We start from the raw sequence: 15,647 nt of genomic DNA on the forward strand, positions 1-15,647 counted from the left end.
TAATGCATTCGGCAATGAACGATTCACGCATCTGGACGGCCGCCCTGATCGTCATCGGCGACGAGATTCTCTCTGGCCGCACGCATGACAAGAACATCGCGCAAATCGCCAAGTGGCTGGGCGTGCAAGGCATCCGGCTGAAGGAAGTGCGCGTCATCGCCGACGATGTGGACGCTATTGTCGAAGGCGTGAACGCGCTGCGCGCTCGGAACGATTACCTGTTCACCACCGGCGGCATCGGCCCGACGCACGACGATATCACCGTCGACGCAGTGGCCAAGGCGCTGGGCGTAGCGGTCATAGTCCATCCGGAAGCGCGGCGAATTCTCGAGGATTACTACGCCGACAAGGGCGGCGTGAATGAAGGGCGGTTGCGCATGGCCCGCGTCCCAGAGGGGGCAGACCTGATTCCGAACCGCTATTCCGGCGCGCCGGGCATTCGCATGGATAACGTGTTCCTGATGGCGGGCGTACCGCACATTACCGCTGGCATGCTGGATGCACTGACGGGACAGTTGCAAGGCGGTGCACAGCTGATTTCCGACACTGTCGGTGCATGGGTGCCCGAAAGCGAAATTGCGGGTCTGCTGATGGAGGTGGAGCGTGCGCACGACGGGTCGCAGATCGGGTCCTATCCCTTCTTTCGCGAAGGTCGGGTGGGCGCGAACTTTGTCGTTCGATCGACCAATGCAGACACCGTGAAGAGCTGCATCGACAGCCTTTGCGAAGGGCTTGGCGAGATGGGGTATGACTTCACGCCAGGCGGGATCTGACACGCGTTCGGCGATAACGGTCATTGTCACGCCCCTGGCGATCGATCTTAGACCGGTACTTACCACTCATTAATCGTGTTAACTTAGATCAACCCTCGAATTTTGGGGGGTTCGATCATGGATTCGCGGCTGGCGGAACGCATCTCGGTTTCGGCGCGCGGCAGCTTTCGCCGGGGTGTAGGACTGGCGCAGACGGTGACGTTTGCCGATCTGACGCGCGAAGGGTGTCGCCTGATCGACATCCCGCGCTCGCTGTCGCGCGGAGAGCGCATCTCGCTGCGCATCGGCAACGTCGGGCCGATTGTGGCGCAAGTCTGTTGGCTGCGGCTGGGGCGGGAAGCGGGACTGGCGTTCGAACAACCGTTGAGCGAGCAGGTCTACGACCTCCTCACCACCCAAGCCCGCGTGCAGATGCAAAGCGCCTATCGCGCCGAGATCATGGGACTGCACAACAGCTTCACTCCCGAGAAAAGCGCGGTCGAGGATCCGGAACGCCGGACAACGTTGTTCCCCTTCACAGCGACATCGAACCGGATGCCGACCGCAGGATCGACAAACGCACCGCCAGCAACGAACCTGCGATACTGATCGATGCGGTCCAGCAGGCAACCGAAGTGCGCCTTGTCGATGTATCAACCTCCGGAATGCGGCTCTCGCACGAAGGAACATTACCCGCGGTCGGGGCGATATTGGAGCTGGTCTTCGCCGATCACCGCATCGCACGCGGCGAAGTGCGCTGGGCCGAAGATAGCCAGATCGGCCTGCACGTTGTGCCCGAGATCGAAGAAGCGGCGTTGGCCGAAAATGAGCCAGTGGCGGAACCAGCAACGCCGGCCGCTCTGCCCGAACTGCCTAAGGATCAGCTCGCCAGATTCATGGACTTGTTCGAAGCCGCGAAATTGAGCGGTTTTTCGGTCGTCAAACTGCGCGTCGATGCGGATGCCATAGAGATGGTCGTCTCGACCGATCCGGCCCGCTAGCGAGCGAAGCGCCGCCACCAGAAGAACGCGGTTCCCACGACCAACAACAGGGCCGCGCCTATGGCCATCGCAAAGTTGCGGCGTTCCATTTCCGCCTCCTTCGCGGCAACCTCCTCTCGCAGCGCCTTGTTCTCTCGATCGAGGCGCGCCAGCTGCTCCAACCGCCCGCGATCGATCTCTCGCCGTGCCAGTTCCTGGCGGCGCTCGGCATTGAACCAGTCGGCGTCATCAGGCACAGGTCTACCCGCCAGAACCGCCTCAACGGCGGCCTGCGTACTGCTGGCATAGGGCAACAGGAACGGCGCCGAGCAGGACTCTTGCAGCACTGTCGCCTCCGGCAAATCGCGCGAGGCAAAGGCAGACTGCGCTCGGCCCGGCGTATGCCCCCCTTCGCTGGCGACCGTAGCGACGATCATCCGGCGCAAGTCCGGCGACAATTGTTCCGGAGCACCGAACGTCGAATTGCCCCACACCAGTTGCAGGCGCAGCGGCGACTTGCCCTTGATGTTGTCCACCACGGTAACCGTGATCAGGCCGTAGTTGGCAGGCACTTGCGGCGGATCGGCACGGATGACCTCATACCCGCTCAACGATGCGACAAACACGGCGTCGGCCTGCCGGACATAGGATGGGTCGAACGGTTCCGGCACGATACAGGCAACGGCGGGCGAAGCTGCCAATACGGCCCCCGCCAACACCGGCCAGCACGCCAGAATCCGCCCCATCAATCCACGCACATCCACCCCGGACAAGAAAAAGGCCGCGAAGGCATTTACCTTCGCGGCCTTTTCTATTCGCTTCAAGCCGGGGCGATCAGACGCCTGCGACTTCCGCCGTGTCGATCTTGAGGCCCGGACCCATCGAGGACGTGACCGTGATCTTCTTCACGTACTTGCCCTTGGCGCCGGACGGCTTCGCCTTGACGATCGCATCGACGAACGCATCGAAGTTCGCCTTCAGCGCGTCGTCAGAGAACGACAGCTTGCCGATGCCGGAGTGGATGATGCCCAGCTTTTCGACGCGGAATTCGACCTGGCCGCCCTTGGCGTCCTTGATGGCCTGTTCCACGTTGGGGGTGACGGTGCCCAGCTTCGGGTTCGGCATCAGGCCCTTGGGGCCCAGCACCTTACCAAGGCGGCCGACGACGCCCATCATGTCCGGCGTGGCGATCACGCGGTCATAATCGAGGTTGCCGTTCTGCATGTCTTCCATCAGGTCTTCGGCACCGACCTTGTCGGCACCGGCGGCCAGCGCCTTTTCGGCGTTGTCGCCGCGCGCGAACACGGCGACGCGAACGTCCTTGCCGGTGCCCGAGGGGAGCGAGACCATGCCGCGGACCATCTGGTCTGCGTGACGCGGATCGACGCCAAGGTTCATCGCGACTTCGACGGTTTCGTCGAACTTCGCGCTCTTCAGGTCGCGCAGCGTCTGGATCGCTTCGTTTACGCCGTACAGCTTTTCAGCGTCCAGCTTTTCGGCCAGCGACTTCTGCTTCTTGGTCAGCTTTGCCATGTGATCAGCCCTCCACCACTTCGAGGCCCATCGAGCGCGCGCTGCCCTCGATGATCTTGGTGGCCTGCTCGATATCGTTCGCGTTCAGGTCGGCCATCTTCTGTTCGGCGATGGCGGCGACGTCGCTGCGCTTGATGGTTCCGGCCGAAACCTTGCCCGGCTCTTTCGAACCCGACTTCAGCTTGGCTGCCTTCTTCAGCAGGAACGATGCCGGCGGCGACTTCGTCGTGAAGGTAAAGCTGCGATCCGCATAGACCGTGATGGTCGTCGGGATCGGCATGGACTTTTCAAGGTCCTGCGTCGCGGCGTTGAACGCCTTGCAGAATTCCATGATGTTGACGCCGCGCTGACCCAGCGCAGGGCCGATCGGCGGCGACGGATTGGCAGCGCCCGCAGGCACCTGGAGCTTGATATAGCCCTCGATCTTCTTGGCCATGATGGCCTCCTTTCACACTGTCGGGCGGTCCTTCTCGAAGCGCCCTCATGATAAGTGGTCGAACAGCGGCCAATGGCCGCCTCCCACACGGGTACGCCCGCCCGAGGGCAAGCGAAGGCGCGCGTATAGCGGGGTTGCGCGGATTTGCAAGGGTTTGCGGGTGGGGGTTCTTGGGGCGACGGTGTGGAACGCGGCTGGCTTGGTGGTGCCGCAGGTTGCGGTGCGGGCCTTGTGGCCCGTGAGACGGTGGTGAGTGGGGCCTTATTTTTGCTTTGGACCCTCAAACGCCGGGCGCCGGGCGTCCGCCCGGCTTGGCTTCCTCGCATAAGCTCGGGCGGCCGTTCGGCCTTGCGGGAGTCACCTCCGGTGCCCCGGGAATGATTGCTATTTGATCCCTCAAGCGACGGGCGCGGGCCATCCGGCCCGCTTGGCTTCCTCGCATAAGCTCGGGCGGCCGTTCGGCCTTGCGGGAGTGACCTGCGGTGCCCCGATTCAATGCTGCACAGAAAGGTGGGTTTGGCTGGAAGTTGACAAAGTTGACACGGGTTTGAAAAATCCCCTCTATCAATAGCCGGGAACTAATCGAACCGGTCGATCAGACAGACTGACGATGCGAAAGAGCGGGGCCCACCATGCCAGCCGCCACCGGTGTAGGACAGCGCCGCCCTAAATCCCGGCCCACCACTGGTATCCCGCGCGGTCTTCCCAAAAACCACCCTTGCCGCCCGCGATCTGGCGGTAATCGGCGATGGCCTCGATCCCGGTCACGTATTTCGCGTGCTTGTACCCCAGTTGCCGCTCTACCCGCAGGCGTAGCGGCGCGCCGTGGCGTTCGGGGAGCGGTTCGCCGTTCATGCGCCAGGCCAGGATCGTCTGCGGGTGGAATGCCTCGATCAGGTCGATGCTCTCGTAATAAGGCGTGTCGCCAAAGCTGTCGGCACAGCGGAACAGGATGTAGCGCGCCCCGCCCCGGATCTGCGCCATGTCGAGCAAAAGGCCCAGCGGCGTGCCGGTCCATTCGCCGATCGCGCTCCACCCCTCTACGCAGTCGTGCCGCGTGATTTGCGTGCGCGCGGGCAGGCGTTGCAGCGCGGCCAGTGACAGGCTCATCGGTTTTGCCACCAGTCCGCCGATGGTCAGCCGCCAATCCGCGAAACCGCGTGCCAGATGCTGACGATATTCGGGCGTATCGACGGTGCGCGATCCGTTGGCGCGGAAATCGGGGCTGCGCTCGTGCGGTGCATACTCGCGGGCCAGCGCGGTCGGCCTCGTTACCAGCCGCTGCGCATCGCGGGTGAACAGGTCCAGCGAACTCGCCACCTCGTCAACCGGGCCGGTTTCCAGAATTTTCTGGCACCCGCCCAGTGCGATCCCCGCGCCCAGAACCACCCCGCCGCGAAGCCCGGCCAGCAGCTTGCGCCGATCCATCGTCATGCCGCCTCCTCCGCTGGTGCCTTGCGTTCGGCCGGCAGGCGGAAGCGGCCCGTGATCATCGAGCGAACCTCGTTCACCGGCCCCGCGATCACCACCATGATCAGGTGGACGACGATGAACAGCACGATGCCTAGCCCCGCGATAAAGTGGACAGACCGCGCCGATTGCCGCCCGCCGAACAGGTCGAGTATCCAGCCCCACGACGCGTTCATCGTCGGGCTCATGCCCAATCCCGTCAAGACCATCGCGGGCAGCAGAACGAACAGCACCAGAAGATAGGCCAGTTTCTGCAAGACGTTATACCGCGCCGCCGCCTCTCCGCGCGGCAGGCGCAGGCGCGCATGGTCCTTCACGTCCTGCCACAAGTGGGGCGGCGACAACTCGCCCCGTTTCGGCAGAAGATCGCGCCAGACATGCCGGTTGAGCAGCGACCAGATCAGGTACAGCACGCCCCCCACGATCAGCAGCCACGCGCCCAGAAAGTGATACTTGCGCCCGGCGGCAAGGCTGTAATTCGCGGGCAGCGTCGCCCAGTGTGGGAACGCGCGCGACCGGGTCTGCCCATCCTTTTCCCAAACGCCCAGCACGCCGGTCGTCTCGATCTCGATACCGCCGACGCGCAGGAACCCCTCTCCCCCGCGCGTCGCCCCGATATGCAGCCACGGCGCATCGGGATTGGCCCCGTATTGCCCCCAATAAAGGCGGGGATGCGCGTTGAATATGGTCAGCCCGCTCATCAGCAGGGTGAATACCGCCACCACGTTCAGCCAGTGCCATGCCCGCGTCGACAGGCGATGCCGTTTGACGACCTTGGGCGGCGGATCGGTATGGTCAGCCGACAATGATTTCCAGTCTGTAATCGGCGGTTTCCTCGCGCCGCGCGGCGCTGCGCATCATGTAGACGCGCACGCGATAATCGCCGGACTTGGCCGCGGTCCCTTCGAACATGTTCTCGCCCATAGAGCCGTTGAACACGGCGACGTCTGTTTCGCCGGGTTCGATCAGGTTGAAATAGGTCGCCGTGTGCTGCGTGGCCATCGAAATGTTGAGCGGGTCGCCCTCGCTGGCGCGAAAGACATAGTCGATGGTCGCGTATCCGGTGATCGAACCTTCGATCGTGGTCGCGTTGTTGCCATCCTCGAATCCGACACGCTCTATCGGGATGTCGGCGACTTGCTCTGCCGGGACGTAGTTTTCGTCGGGTGCGGCTTCAGCGGACGGTGCCGCCGATTCGCTCGGCTCTGGCGTGGCGACGGCTTCGGTTTCGGTTTCGGTTTTGGCGGTGCAGGACATGATCGCGGCGGCCAGCAACGGCAGCAGCGCAACGGAAACGGTCTTCATCGTCAAAGCCTCCCCAAGGCAGCAACGCGGCGTAGATTGCCCCAGAGCCGTTGCCCCCGCAAGGCCCGGTTCGATGCCAATGTTGTGCAATTTCGGCGGAGAATTGCGAACATTGCGTTGGGGCAATGTGCAGAACTTCTTAACGGGCGAATCGGTAAAACCACGGTTCATGACGTACCGTACCGATCCCCGCAGCCCCGTCGCCATTCCGGCGGAATACAGGCTGGACGACGGCGAAGAGGTTGAGACTTCGGTCATCGACCTCTCCGAGACCGGATGCCGGATGCGTGCGGGGGTCGGCTATCTCAAGCCGGGTACGGGCCTGTCGCTGGCCATCGGCAACATGGCGCCGGTTTCGGCCTATGTGCGCTGGCAATACGGCACCTATTTCGGCGTGGCGTTCACCCGCCCGATGGAGCGGCAACTGGTCGACTACCTGCGCCACGTTCATGCTCGCGGGCCCCTGACACGGCACTAACCGCGTCAACCCGCGTCCGAACGTCCGCCCTCGTCCACATCGTTGAACACCGTCGCCCGCGTTTGCGGTGCGGGTGCGCCCTGTTCGCGCAGGATGGCAAAGGCTCTGGCGGCGACCGGCGACAGCTCCGCCTCGTCACCGCTCACGCCCGCCTTCATGCGCGGGTCCCAAAACTGCGCGATATGATCGGCGGTCGCGGCGGCGGCGGCATCGTGGTCCAGCGCGCAGAAGTTCCGCGCGATCTGGTTCGCCATGTAGATCAGTCTCGCATGCGTATCGCTCATTCTGCGGGCTCGTGCGTGATGCGGCGGGATCGTTCGGTCAGGTCGGCATAGTCTTCCTGCCAATCGGTCGGGCCGTTGCTGGGCATGACCTGCACCGCCGTCACCTTGTATTCGGGGCAGTTGGTGGCCCAATCGGAATAGTCGGTGGTGACGACATTCGCCTGCGTCTCCGGGTGGTGGAACGTGGTATAGACCACGCCCGGCGCGACGCGTTCGGTGACCTTGACACGCAGCGTCGTCTCGCCCTTGCGGCTCGTCAGCTTCGCCCAGTCGCCATCGTTCAGCCCCCGGTTCTCCGCATCGGTCGGGTGCATTTCCAGCAGGTCTTCCGGGTGCCACGCGGTGTTCGCTGTGCGCCGCGTCTGCGCCCCGACGTTATAGTGCGACAGGATGCGCCCAGTGGTCAGCAACAGCGGGAACCGCGGGCCGGTCTTCTCATCGGTCGGCACGTACTCGGTGACGACGAAGTGCCCTTTCCCGCGCACGAAGCCGTCGACGTGCATCACCGGCGCGCCATCGGGGTTCGCCTCGTTCACCGGCCATTGCAGCGAACCTTCGTCGCACAGCCGTTCCCACGTCACGCCCGCGAATGTCGGGGTCAGGCGCGCGATCTCGGACAGGATTTCCTTGGGATGGCCGTAATCCCAGCCCAGCCCCATCGCATTGGCGAGCAGCTGGGTCACTTCCCAGTCTTCGTACCCGTTGGCGGGGTCCATCACCCGGCGCACCGGCTGGATCCGCCGTTCGGCGTTGGTGAAGGTGCCGTTCTTTTCAAGGAACGTGCTGCCCGGCAGAAAGACGTGCGCGTAGTTCGCGGTCTCGTTCAGGAACAGGTCGTGGACGATGACGCAGTCCATCGCCTCCAGCCCCGCCGCGACGTGCTTCGTATCGGGGTCCGACTGAAGGATGTCTTCACCCTGGATGTAGATCGCGCGGAACGTACCGTCGCAGGCGGCGTCGAGCATGTTGTTGATGCGCAGGCCGGGTTCGGGGTCGAGCGTCACGCCCCAGTCCGCCTCGAACAGCGCGCGCGTCTCCGCGTCGGAGATATGGCGATAGCCCGACAGTTCGTGCGGGAAGCTGCCCATGTCGCAGGCGCCCTGCACGTTGTTCTGGCCGCGCAGCGGGTTCACGCCGACGCCGGGTCGACCGATGTTGCCGGTCGCCATGGCAAGGTTGGCGATGGCCATGACCGTGCTAGAACCCTGCGAGTGTTCGGTAACGCCAAGGCCGTAATAGATCGCTCCGTTCCCTCCGGTGGCGAACAAGCGCGCGGCGGCGCGCAGGTCCTCGGCGGGCACGCGGGTAACGGCCTCCAGCACTTCGGGCGAATGCTTCTCGTCGGCCACGAACCTCGCCCAGTCCTCGTAGGCATCGATTTCGCAGCGCTCCTGCACGAACTGCGTATCGACCAGCCCTTCGGTCACGATCACGTGCGCCATCGCGGTCAACACGGCGACGTTCGTGCCGGGTTGCAACGGCAGGTGATGCTGCGCCTGAATGTGGGGCGAGCGGACGAGGTCGATCCGGCGCGGGTCGATCACGATCAGCTTCGCGCCTTCACGCCCGTCCTCGCCGCGCAGCCGCCGCTTCATGCGGCTGGCGAAGACGGGGTGCGCATCGGTGGGATTGGCGCCGATGACGAGGATGACATCGCTGTGCTCGACGCTGTCGAAGTCCTGCGTGCCCGCGCTGGTGCCGAAAGTGGTTTTCAGGCCATAGCCAGTCGGCGAGTGACAAACCCGCGCGCAAGTATCGACGTTGTTCGACCCGAACCCGCCGCGCACCAGCTTCTGGACAAGGAAGGTCTCCTCGTTCGTGCAGCGGCTGGAGGTAATGCCGCCCAGCGCCCGCGCGCCGTGCTCGTCGCGAATGTCCTTGAGCCGACCGGCTGAATAGCTGATCGCCTCGGCCCAGCTGACCTCGCGCCAAGGTTCGTCGATCGAATCGCGGATCATCGGCGTGGTGATCCGGTCCTTGTGGTTGGCATAGCCCCATGCGAAGCGGCCCTTGACGCAGGAATGGCCGCGATTGGCCTTGCCGTCCTTCCACGGCACCATGCGGACCAGCTGCTCGCCGCGCATCTCGGCGCGGAACGTGCAGCCGACGCCGCAATAGGCACAAGTCGTGACGACCGAGCGTTCGGGCTTGCCGATCTCGATCACGCTCTTTTCCATCAGCGCGCTGGTCGGGCAGGCCTGCACGCAGGCGCCGCAGGATACGCATTCGCTGGACAGGAAATCGTCGCTGGCCGTGCCCGCGCTGATCTTGCTGGCAAAACCGCGTCCGTCGACCGTCAGCGCCAGCGTGCCCTGCACCTCGTCGCACGCCCGCACGCAGCGTGAACAGACGATGCACTTGTCTGCTTCGAACGCGAAATAGGGGTTCGACGTGTCGTCCGTCTGCCCCAGATGGTTCGCGCCGTCATAGCCGTAGCGAACATCGCGCAGGCCGACATCGGCGGCCGCGTCCTGCAGCTCGCAATCGTTGTTCGCGCTGCAGGTCAGGCAGTCGAGCGGATGGTCGGAGATATAGAGCTCCATCACCCCGCGCCGCAGTTTTTCCAGACGCGGGGTCTGCGTCTTGACCACCATGCCGTTGGTGACGGGCGTGGTGCAGGACGCCGGCGTGCCGCGCATCCCTTCGACTTCGACCAGACAGAGCCGGCAGGAACCGAAGCTTTTCACCATGTCTGTCGCGCACAACTTCGGGATGTCGCCGCCGATCCGGGCCGCAGCGCGCATCACGCTGGTGCCTTCGGGCACGGTTACTTCGCGCCCGTCGATGGTGAGCGTGACCGGCACGTCCGAGCGCGAGGCCGGGGTGCCGAAATCGGGCTGTTTCTGATAGCCCATCAGGCGTCTCCTTCAAGGGCAAGAATACCATGCGGATCGCCGAAGATCAGCGCGGAATCGCGGCGGGCCAAGGCGACGAGTGCAAGGCCCGACTGCGCGGCACGCTCGACGGCAAGGCTGGTCGGCGCGGATATCGTGACAAGCAACGGGCAACCCGCCCGCACGGTCTTTTCGACCAGTTCGAAGCTGCACCGCGCAGAGAGGAGCATGAAGCCTTCGCCCGCGTGCAGCCCCTGTCGCGCCATCGCGCCGATCAACTTGTCGAGCGCGTTGTGCCGCCCGACATCTTCGGCAGCGGCAAGGATCGACCCGTCGGACGCGCAAAAGGCGGCGGCGTGCATCGCGCCGGTTTCGCGGCCCATCGGCTGATGCGCGGACAGCCCGTCCAGCGCGGCGGCGATGGCATCGCGGGTAACGGTAAGCTGCGCCGAGACCGGCGGCAGGGGCCGCAAGACTTCGGCGATGTTGTCCATGCCGCACAGACCACAGCTCGATTCCGAGACGCGGGTGCGGGCGCGGGCAATCACCCGCTCCATGCTCTGATGCGGCAAGGCGATCCGCAGGATCCAGCCGCCGGGCAGTTCGTGCGGATCGATGGCCTCGATCTCGGTCACGCTTGCCACCAACCCTTCGGAGAGGGTGAAGCCGCGCGCATAGTCCTCAAGGTTTTCAGGCGTCGCCATCATCACGGCATAGCCCAGCCCGTTGTACTCGATGGCCACCGGCGCCTCGACCGGGACTGTGCGGTCCAGCCGGTCGTCGCCCGCCTCGGCCAAGCCAAGGCGGCGCGGGCGGGTGTCCATCGTGCCGATCATGCGGGCACGGCCTGTTTCGTCAGGCCGAAATCCTCCGGCCAATGGCGCAGCGCGGACAGCACGGGATAAGGCGTGAAGCCGCCCAGCGCGCAGAGCGAGCCGAACTTCATCGTCTCGCACAGGTCTTCCAGCAAGGCGACCTGATCTTCAAGGCTGCGATCCGCATCGCGCACATTGTGCATCTGGGGCAGCACTTCGACCGCGTCGGCCTTGCGACCGCCCGCCAGGATACGCTCGATGATCTCCATGCCCCGCACTGATCCGATGCGGCACGGCGTGCATTTGCCGCACGATTCCGCGGCGCAGAATTCCATGGCAAAGCGCGCCATCGCCGCCATGTCGGCACTGTCGTCGAAGACCACGATGCCGCCATGGCCGATCAGTGCATCGGCCCCTGCATATTCCTCGTACCCGAACGCGATGTCGAACTGGTCCGGGTGGAGATAGGCGCCCAGCGGCCCGCCGACCTGCACCGCCTTGACCGGTCGGCCCGATGCGGTCCCGCCGCCAATATCGTAAACCAACTCGCGCAAGGTCACACCAAACGCGGTTTCGTAGAGGCCGCCGTGCCTGACGTTGCCCGCGATCTGAATCGGCATCGTGCCTTTCGACCGGCCCAGGCCGAGCGCGTCGTAATGCGCCGCGCCGCCCTCTGCCAGTATATGCGGCACGGCGGCGAGCGTGAGGACATTGTTGACCACCGTCGGCTGCCCGAACAGCCCTGCAATGGCGGGCAGCGGCGGTTTCGCCCGCACTTCGCCGCGCTTGCCCTCAAGACTGTTGAGCAGCGAGGTTTCTTCGCCGCAAACGTATGCCCCGGCCCCAACCCGCACTTCCATGCGAAAAGGCGCGATACGCTCGGCGGCAAGGTCGATCGCCGCGTTCATCTTGGCGATGGCGTCGGGATATTCGCTGCGCAGGTAGACATAGCCCTGCCCCGCCCCGACGGCATGGGCGCAGATCGCCATGCCCTCGATCAGCGCGAAGGGATCGCCTTCCATCACCATCCGGTCGGCGAAAGTGCCGCTGTCGCCCTCGTCCGCGTTGCAGACGACGTACTTGCGGTCGCCGGGTGCCTTGGCGACGGTCTGCCACTTGATCCCGGCGGGGAACCCCGCACCGCCGCGACCGCGCAGGCCGGACTGGGCCATTTCGGCCAGCACCTGTTCGCTGCCGATGGCACGGGCGCGGTCCAGACCGGCCCAGCCGCCGCTATTCGCGTAATCGTCCAGGCTCAGCGGACGCGTCTTGCCCGCGCGGGCAAAAGTCAGGCGCTGTTGGCTGGCGATGAAGGGATGGACCGCGACCGGGCCGATGCACAAGTCGTCCGCGCCGCCCTCGGCAATTTCGGCCACGCGATCCGGCGTTACCGGCCCCCAGCCGACGCCGTTTACTTCGGCCAGCGGTTCCAGCCAATGCATGCCCCAGCTCGACACGCGCTCGACCGTCCAGCCCAGCTTTGCGAAAGCATCCGACACGCGGTCCGCCCCGCAGGCGCGGGCGACGGCGTCGTCGGAGATGCGAACCGTGCTCATGCCTCTTCCACCAGCTTGGCCAGCGCATCGGAATCCAGCCGCGCATGCAGGTCGTCACCGATCCGCGCGTTGGGGCCGACGCTGCACAGGCCGAGGCAATAGACCGTCTCGATCCGCACCCGGTCGCCCGCCGCATTTTCCGCGCCGCGCATCATCGCCTCTATCCCGCGCGCCTGACACGCCTCTGCCCGGCAGACCTGCACCACCGGGCGCGGGTCGGCCTTCGCCGTGAAATCGTGATAGAAGCTGACCACCCCGTGCACTTCGGCGCGGGTCAGGTTCAGCAGCTCTGCGATCCGCGTCTCGGTCGCCGCGTCAACGGCACCGATTTCCGCCTGCACGTCATGCAGGATCGGCAAAAGCGGGCCTTCCCGGTCGGCATGACGCAAAACGATGTCTTCGATCCGGTTCATGGGGTTTCGATCCGGTTCATAACGTCAGGCAGTCTGAACCTGCCGGGTCCAGTCCGCAAGGTTGTAGTGGTTCGAAACCCGCGCAATCAGTCCATCGGAAAATTCGAAGAACGCCCCGACGCGCAGCGCATATTGCTGGCCGGTCGCAGCCGGAAGCCCCTCGTCCGTTTCCAGATAACGCCCGGTCAGCTGAAATTCCGCCGCACCGCGCGATCCGTCTTCGCTGGCCATGAACACAGGATCGATCACCTGTTCGGCATAGCACCGGTTCATGTGCGACAGGAACGCGCGGAACGCATCCTTGCCGTGCCGCGGTTCGCCCTGACTGGGTTCGTGAACGACATCGTCGGACAGCAAGGCAAGCATGCCCTCCGCATCCTGCCGGTTGAACGCCGCGTAATAGGCGTTCAGCGTGTCTACGACGCTCACGCCTTCAGCCTTTCGGCATGCCATGCGACATGTTCGGGCAGGAAGGTCGAGATGAAGTAGTACGAGTGGTCGTACCCGTCCTGCATCCGGATCGTCGCGGTCATGCCCGCATCCGCCACCGCCTTTTCCAGCAGGTGCGTCTTTAACTGCTCTTCAAGGAAATTGTCCGCCCCGCCCTGATCGACCAGCAGGTCGGGCAGTCGCGCACCTTCGGCGATCAGCGCGCAGGCATCGTATTCCCGCCAAGCCGTGCGGTCGGTGCCGATATAGCCGCTCAGCGCCTTGTCGCCCCACGGGCATGCCAGCGGGCTGGCGATCGGCGCAAAGGCGCTGGTCGACTTGAACCTCCCCGGATTGCGCAAACTGATAGTCAGCGCCCCGTGCCCGCCCATCGAGTGGCCGGTGATCCCCTGCCGGTCCATGTCGACCGGAAAGTTCGCGGCGACGAGTTCAGGCAGATCGTTCTCGATATACGACCGCATCCTGAAGTTCTTCGCCCAGGGCTCTTGCGTCGCGTCGACGTAGAAGCCCGCGCCCTTGCCGAAGTCGTATCCTTCGTCATCGGGCACATCGTCACCGCGCGGGCTGGTGTCCGGCGCTACGAAGATGATCCCATGTTCGGCACAGGCCGCGCGGAATTCGCCCTTTTCCGTCACGTTGGCGTGGGTGCAGGTCAGGCCCGACAGATACCACAGCACCGGCAGCTTCGCCCCCGGTGCGTGATCGGGCACGAATACCGAAAAGGTCATCTCGGTGCCCGTTGCGGCAGAGGCGTGCTTGTACACCCCCTGCACGCCGCCGTGGGCCTTGTTGGTCGATACGGTTTCCATGGTCATTATGTGTCCAGAAATTTCAGCGCGCACAGCTTGTTGCCGTCGGGGTCGCGCAGATAGCCGAGGTAGATCTGCCCGCGCTCGCCACGGTCGCGCGGCCCCGGGGGATCTTCCACCGAGGTGCCGCCATTGGCGATACCCGCTTCGTGCCATGCATTGCCCTGCTCAACGCTATCGACGCCGAAGCCGATGGTTACGCCGTTGCCTACTGTTGCGGGCTGACCGTCCAGCGGTTCGCCCACGATCAACATCGCGCCCTTGTGATGATAGAAATACCGGTTGCGGCCCGTGTCCTTCACGCCCGGCGATCCGCCTATCGATGCCATCAATGCGTCGTAGAACTTGCGGGCGCGCTCGACATCGTTGCTACCGAGGTGGACGTGACTGAACATGGATTCGCTTTCCTTTAGAATACGACGACCGACCGGATCGACTTGCCTTCGTGCATCAGGTCGAACGCGGTGTTGATCTCTTCAAGGCCCATGACGTGGGTGATCATCGGATCAATCTCGATCTTGCCGGTCATGTACATGTCGACGATCTTCGGCACGTCGGTGCGGCCCTTGGCCCCGCCGAACGCGGTGCCGCGCCAATTGCGACCGGTCACGAGCTGGAACGGGCGGGTGGCGATTTCCTTGCCCGCTTCGGCCACGCCGATGATGATGCTGGTGCCCCAGCCGCGGTGGCATGCTTCCAGTGCGGTGCGCATGACTTCGGTGTTGCCGGTGGCGTCGAAGGTATAGTCTGCGCCCCCGTCGGTCATCGCGACGATCCTGGCGACGGTGTCCTCTCGGCTCAGGCCCTTGGAATTGAGGAAATCGGTCATGCCGAACTTGCGGCCCCATTCTTCGCGATCAGGGTTGATGTCCACGCCGATGATCTTGTTCGCACCGGCCAGACGCGCACCCTGAATGACGTTCAGGCCGATCCCGCCAAGGCCGAAGACCACGACGTTGTCGCCAACCTGCACCTTGGCGGTGTTTGTCACCGCGCCGACGCCGGTCGTCACGCCGCAACCGATGTAGCAGCTGGTCTTGAACGGCGCGTCTTCGCGGATCTTGGCGACCGCGATTTCGGGCAGGACGGTGAAGTTCGAGAAGGTCGAGCACCCCATATAATGAAAGATCGTCTCGCCCTGTACGAAAAGCGGCTGGTGCCGTCGGGCATCAGGCCCTGACCCTGCGTGGCGCGGATCGCGGTGCACAGGTTGGTCTTGCCCGACAGGCACGACTTACACTGGCGGCATTCCGGGGTGTAGAGCGGGATGACGTGATCGTCGGGCTTTACGCTGGTGACGCCGGGGCCAACCTCACGCACGATGCCCGCGCCTTCGTGGCCGAGGATCGAGGGGAAGATGCCCTCGCTGTCCAGACCGTCCAGCGTATAGGCGTCGGTGTGGCAGATACCGGTCGCCATGATCTCGACCAGAACCTCGCCCTCCTTCGGCCCCTCAAGGTCGACTTCGACGATTTCGAGCGGCTTCTTGGCTTCAAACGCGACGGCGGCGCGGGTTTTCATGGGATTTGCTC

18 protein-coding genes and 1 pseudogene are annotated in these 15,647 nt (G+C 64.4%); 4 read left to right on the forward strand and 15 right to left on the reverse strand.

Annotation, left to right across the window (positions count from 1 at the left end; translation table 11 throughout):
* The first annotated feature begins 14 nt into the window (after positions 1–14).
* From AB433_RS09895 to AB433_RS21265, 3 genes are all read left to right on the forward strand, one after another.
* Positions 15–773, forward strand: coding sequence for a competence/damage-inducible protein A (locus AB433_RS09895; protein WP_047823807.1), 759 nt, complete (start codon positions 15–17; stop codon positions 771–773).
* A 117-nt stretch (positions 774–890) separates the two neighbouring features.
* Positions 891–1,361, forward strand: a complete 471-nt coding sequence (locus AB433_RS21260) for a PilZ domain-containing protein (protein WP_047820883.1) — start codon at positions 891–893, stop codon at positions 1,359–1,361.
* Entirely contained in the window at positions 1,361–1,753 is a 393-nt protein-coding gene (locus AB433_RS21265) for a PilZ domain-containing protein (protein WP_245626723.1), read from the forward strand. The genes AB433_RS21260 and AB433_RS21265 overlap by 1 nt, the downstream gene beginning before the upstream one ends.
* On the opposite strand, the gene AB433_RS09910 is transcribed toward AB433_RS21265, so the two are convergent.
* The 6 genes from AB433_RS09910 to AB433_RS09935 form a co-directional block, all read right to left on the reverse strand.
* On the reverse strand, positions 1,750–2,556 hold the full coding sequence (locus AB433_RS09910; RefSeq protein WP_047820885.1) for a hypothetical protein: 807 nt from the start codon (positions 2,554–2,556) through the stop codon (positions 1,750–1,752). The genes AB433_RS21265 and AB433_RS09910 overlap by 4 nt on opposite strands.
* A 10-nt stretch (positions 2,557–2,566) precedes the next feature.
* Positions 2,567–3,265 carry a 50S ribosomal protein L1 gene (gene rplA, locus AB433_RS09915; RefSeq protein WP_047820886.1) on the reverse strand — a complete coding sequence of 233 codons (699 nt, stop codon included), beginning with the start codon at positions 3,263–3,265 and terminating at the stop codon, positions 2,567–2,569.
* Positions 3,266–3,269: 4 nt separating this feature from the next.
* Positions 3,270–3,701 (reverse strand): 50S ribosomal protein L11, encoded by a 432-nt coding sequence (gene rplK, locus AB433_RS09920; RefSeq protein WP_047820887.1) that lies wholly within the window; start codon positions 3,699–3,701, stop codon positions 3,270–3,272.
* Between the two features lie 666 nt (positions 3,702–4,367).
* Positions 4,368–5,135, reverse strand: coding sequence for a molybdopterin-dependent oxidoreductase (locus tag AB433_RS09925; protein ID WP_047820888.1), 768 nt, complete (start codon positions 5,133–5,135; stop codon positions 4,368–4,370).
* Entirely contained in the window at positions 5,132–5,977 is an 846-nt protein-coding gene (locus AB433_RS09930; protein ID WP_047820889.1) for a cytochrome b/b6 domain-containing protein, read from the reverse strand. Before AB433_RS09930 ends, AB433_RS09925 begins: the two co-directional genes overlap by 4 nt.
* Positions 5,967–6,476: a hypothetical protein gene (locus AB433_RS09935; protein WP_053059102.1), complete on the reverse strand. Its 510-nt coding sequence runs from the start codon at positions 6,474–6,476 to the stop codon at positions 5,967–5,969. Before AB433_RS09935 ends, AB433_RS09930 begins: the two co-directional genes overlap by 11 nt.
* A gap of 169 nt (positions 6,477–6,645) precedes the next feature.
* Between AB433_RS09935 and AB433_RS20840 the strand changes: the two genes are divergently transcribed.
* Entirely contained in the window at positions 6,646–6,954 is a 309-nt protein-coding gene (locus AB433_RS20840) for a PilZ domain-containing protein (protein WP_169749340.1), read from the forward strand.
* Between the two features lie 5 nt (positions 6,955–6,959).
* On the opposite strand, the gene AB433_RS09945 is transcribed toward AB433_RS20840, so the two are convergent.
* The 9 genes and pseudogenes from AB433_RS09945 to AB433_RS09985 all read right to left on the reverse strand — a co-directional run bounded on the left by AB433_RS09945 (position 6,960) and on the right by AB433_RS09985 (position 15,636).
* The gene (locus AB433_RS09945) at positions 6,960–7,238 is read right to left on the reverse strand and encodes a formate dehydrogenase subunit delta (RefSeq protein ID WP_082134876.1); all 279 of its coding nucleotides are present in this window, start codon (positions 7,236–7,238) and stop codon (positions 6,960–6,962) included.
* A complete protein-coding gene (gene fdhF, locus AB433_RS09950) occupies positions 7,235–10,093 on the reverse strand; it encodes a formate dehydrogenase subunit alpha (protein WP_047820891.1) in 2,859 nt (952 codons plus the stop codon). The genes AB433_RS09945 and fdhF overlap by 4 nt, the downstream gene beginning before the upstream one ends.
* The gene (gene fdhD, locus AB433_RS09955) at positions 10,093–10,908 is read right to left on the reverse strand and encodes a formate dehydrogenase accessory sulfurtransferase FdhD (RefSeq protein ID WP_245626634.1); all 816 of its coding nucleotides are present in this window, start codon (positions 10,906–10,908) and stop codon (positions 10,093–10,095) included. Before fdhD ends, fdhF begins: the two co-directional genes overlap by 1 nt.
* Positions 10,905–12,443, reverse strand: coding sequence for an NADH-ubiquinone oxidoreductase-F iron-sulfur binding region domain-containing protein (locus AB433_RS09960; RefSeq protein WP_047820892.1), 1,539 nt, complete (start codon positions 12,441–12,443; stop codon positions 10,905–10,907). Before AB433_RS09960 ends, fdhD begins: the two co-directional genes overlap by 4 nt.
* Complete coding sequence (locus tag AB433_RS09965; protein WP_047820893.1) at positions 12,440–12,856, reverse strand: NAD(P)H-dependent oxidoreductase subunit E; 417 nt, start codon at positions 12,854–12,856, stop codon at positions 12,440–12,442. The genes AB433_RS09960 and AB433_RS09965 overlap by 4 nt, the downstream gene beginning before the upstream one ends.
* Positions 12,857–12,880: 24 nt before the next feature.
* Positions 12,881–13,285, reverse strand: coding sequence for a ketosteroid isomerase-related protein (locus tag AB433_RS09970; protein ID WP_047823815.1), 405 nt, complete (start codon positions 13,283–13,285; stop codon positions 12,881–12,883).
* Complete coding sequence (gene fghA / locus AB433_RS09975; RefSeq protein WP_047820894.1) at positions 13,282–14,121, reverse strand: S-formylglutathione hydrolase; 840 nt, start codon at positions 14,119–14,121, stop codon at positions 13,282–13,284. Before fghA ends, AB433_RS09970 begins: the two co-directional genes overlap by 4 nt.
* Complete coding sequence (locus AB433_RS09980) at positions 14,121–14,510, reverse strand: VOC family protein (RefSeq protein ID WP_047820895.1); 390 nt, start codon at positions 14,508–14,510, stop codon at positions 14,121–14,123. Before AB433_RS09980 ends, fghA begins: the two co-directional genes overlap by 1 nt.
* A gap of 14 nt (positions 14,511–14,524) precedes the next feature.
* Positions 14,525–15,636: pseudogene (locus AB433_RS09985) on the reverse strand (S-(hydroxymethyl)glutathione dehydrogenase/class III alcohol dehydrogenase).
* Positions 15,637–15,647 lie beyond the last annotated feature (11 nt).

This window comes from Croceicoccus naphthovorans (assembly GCF_001028705.1).
Taxonomy (GTDB): Bacteria; Pseudomonadota; Alphaproteobacteria; order Sphingomonadales; family Sphingomonadaceae; genus Croceicoccus; species Croceicoccus naphthovorans.

Coding starts and splice junctions, on each gene's coding strand:
- AB433_RS09895 (WP_047823807.1), top strand. CDS start 15: ATGAACGATTCACGCATCTGGACGGCCGCCCTGATCGTCATCGGCGAC.
- AB433_RS21260 (WP_047820883.1), top strand. CDS start 891: ATGGATTCGCGGCTGGCGGAACGCATCTCGGTTTCGGCGCGCGGCAGC.
- rplA (WP_047820886.1), bottom strand. CDS start 3,265: ATGGCAAAGCTGACCAAGAAGCAGAAGTCGCTGGCCGAAAAGCTGGAC.
- rplK (WP_047820887.1), bottom strand. CDS start 3,701: ATGGCCAAGAAGATCGAGGGCTATATCAAGCTCCAGGTGCCTGCGGGC.
- AB433_RS09925 (WP_047820888.1), bottom strand. CDS start 5,135: ATGACGATGGATCGGCGCAAGCTGCTGGCCGGGCTTCGCGGCGGGGTG.
- AB433_RS09935 (WP_053059102.1), bottom strand. CDS start 6,476: ATGAAGACCGTTTCCGTTGCGCTGCTGCCGTTGCTGGCCGCCGCGATC.
- AB433_RS20840 (WP_169749340.1), top strand. CDS start 6,646: ATGACGTACCGTACCGATCCCCGCAGCCCCGTCGCCATTCCGGCGGAA.
- AB433_RS09945 (WP_082134876.1), bottom strand. CDS start 7,238: ATGAGCGATACGCATGCGAGACTGATCTACATGGCGAACCAGATCGCG.
- fdhF (WP_047820891.1), bottom strand. CDS start 10,093: ATGGGCTATCAGAAACAGCCCGATTTCGGCACCCCGGCCTCGCGCTCG.
- fdhD (WP_245626634.1), bottom strand. CDS start 10,908: ATGATCGGCACGATGGACACCCGCCCGCGCCGCCTTGGCTTGGCCGAG.
- AB433_RS09960 (WP_047820892.1), bottom strand. CDS start 12,443: ATGAGCACGGTTCGCATCTCCGACGACGCCGTCGCCCGCGCCTGCGGG.
- AB433_RS09965 (WP_047820893.1), bottom strand. CDS start 12,856: ATGAACCGGATCGAAGACATCGTTTTGCGTCATGCCGACCGGGAAGGC.
- fghA (WP_047820894.1), bottom strand. CDS start 14,121: ATGACCATGGAAACCGTATCGACCAACAAGGCCCACGGCGGCGTGCAG.
- AB433_RS09980 (WP_047820895.1), bottom strand. CDS start 14,510: ATGTTCAGTCACGTCCACCTCGGTAGCAACGATGTCGAGCGCGCCCGC.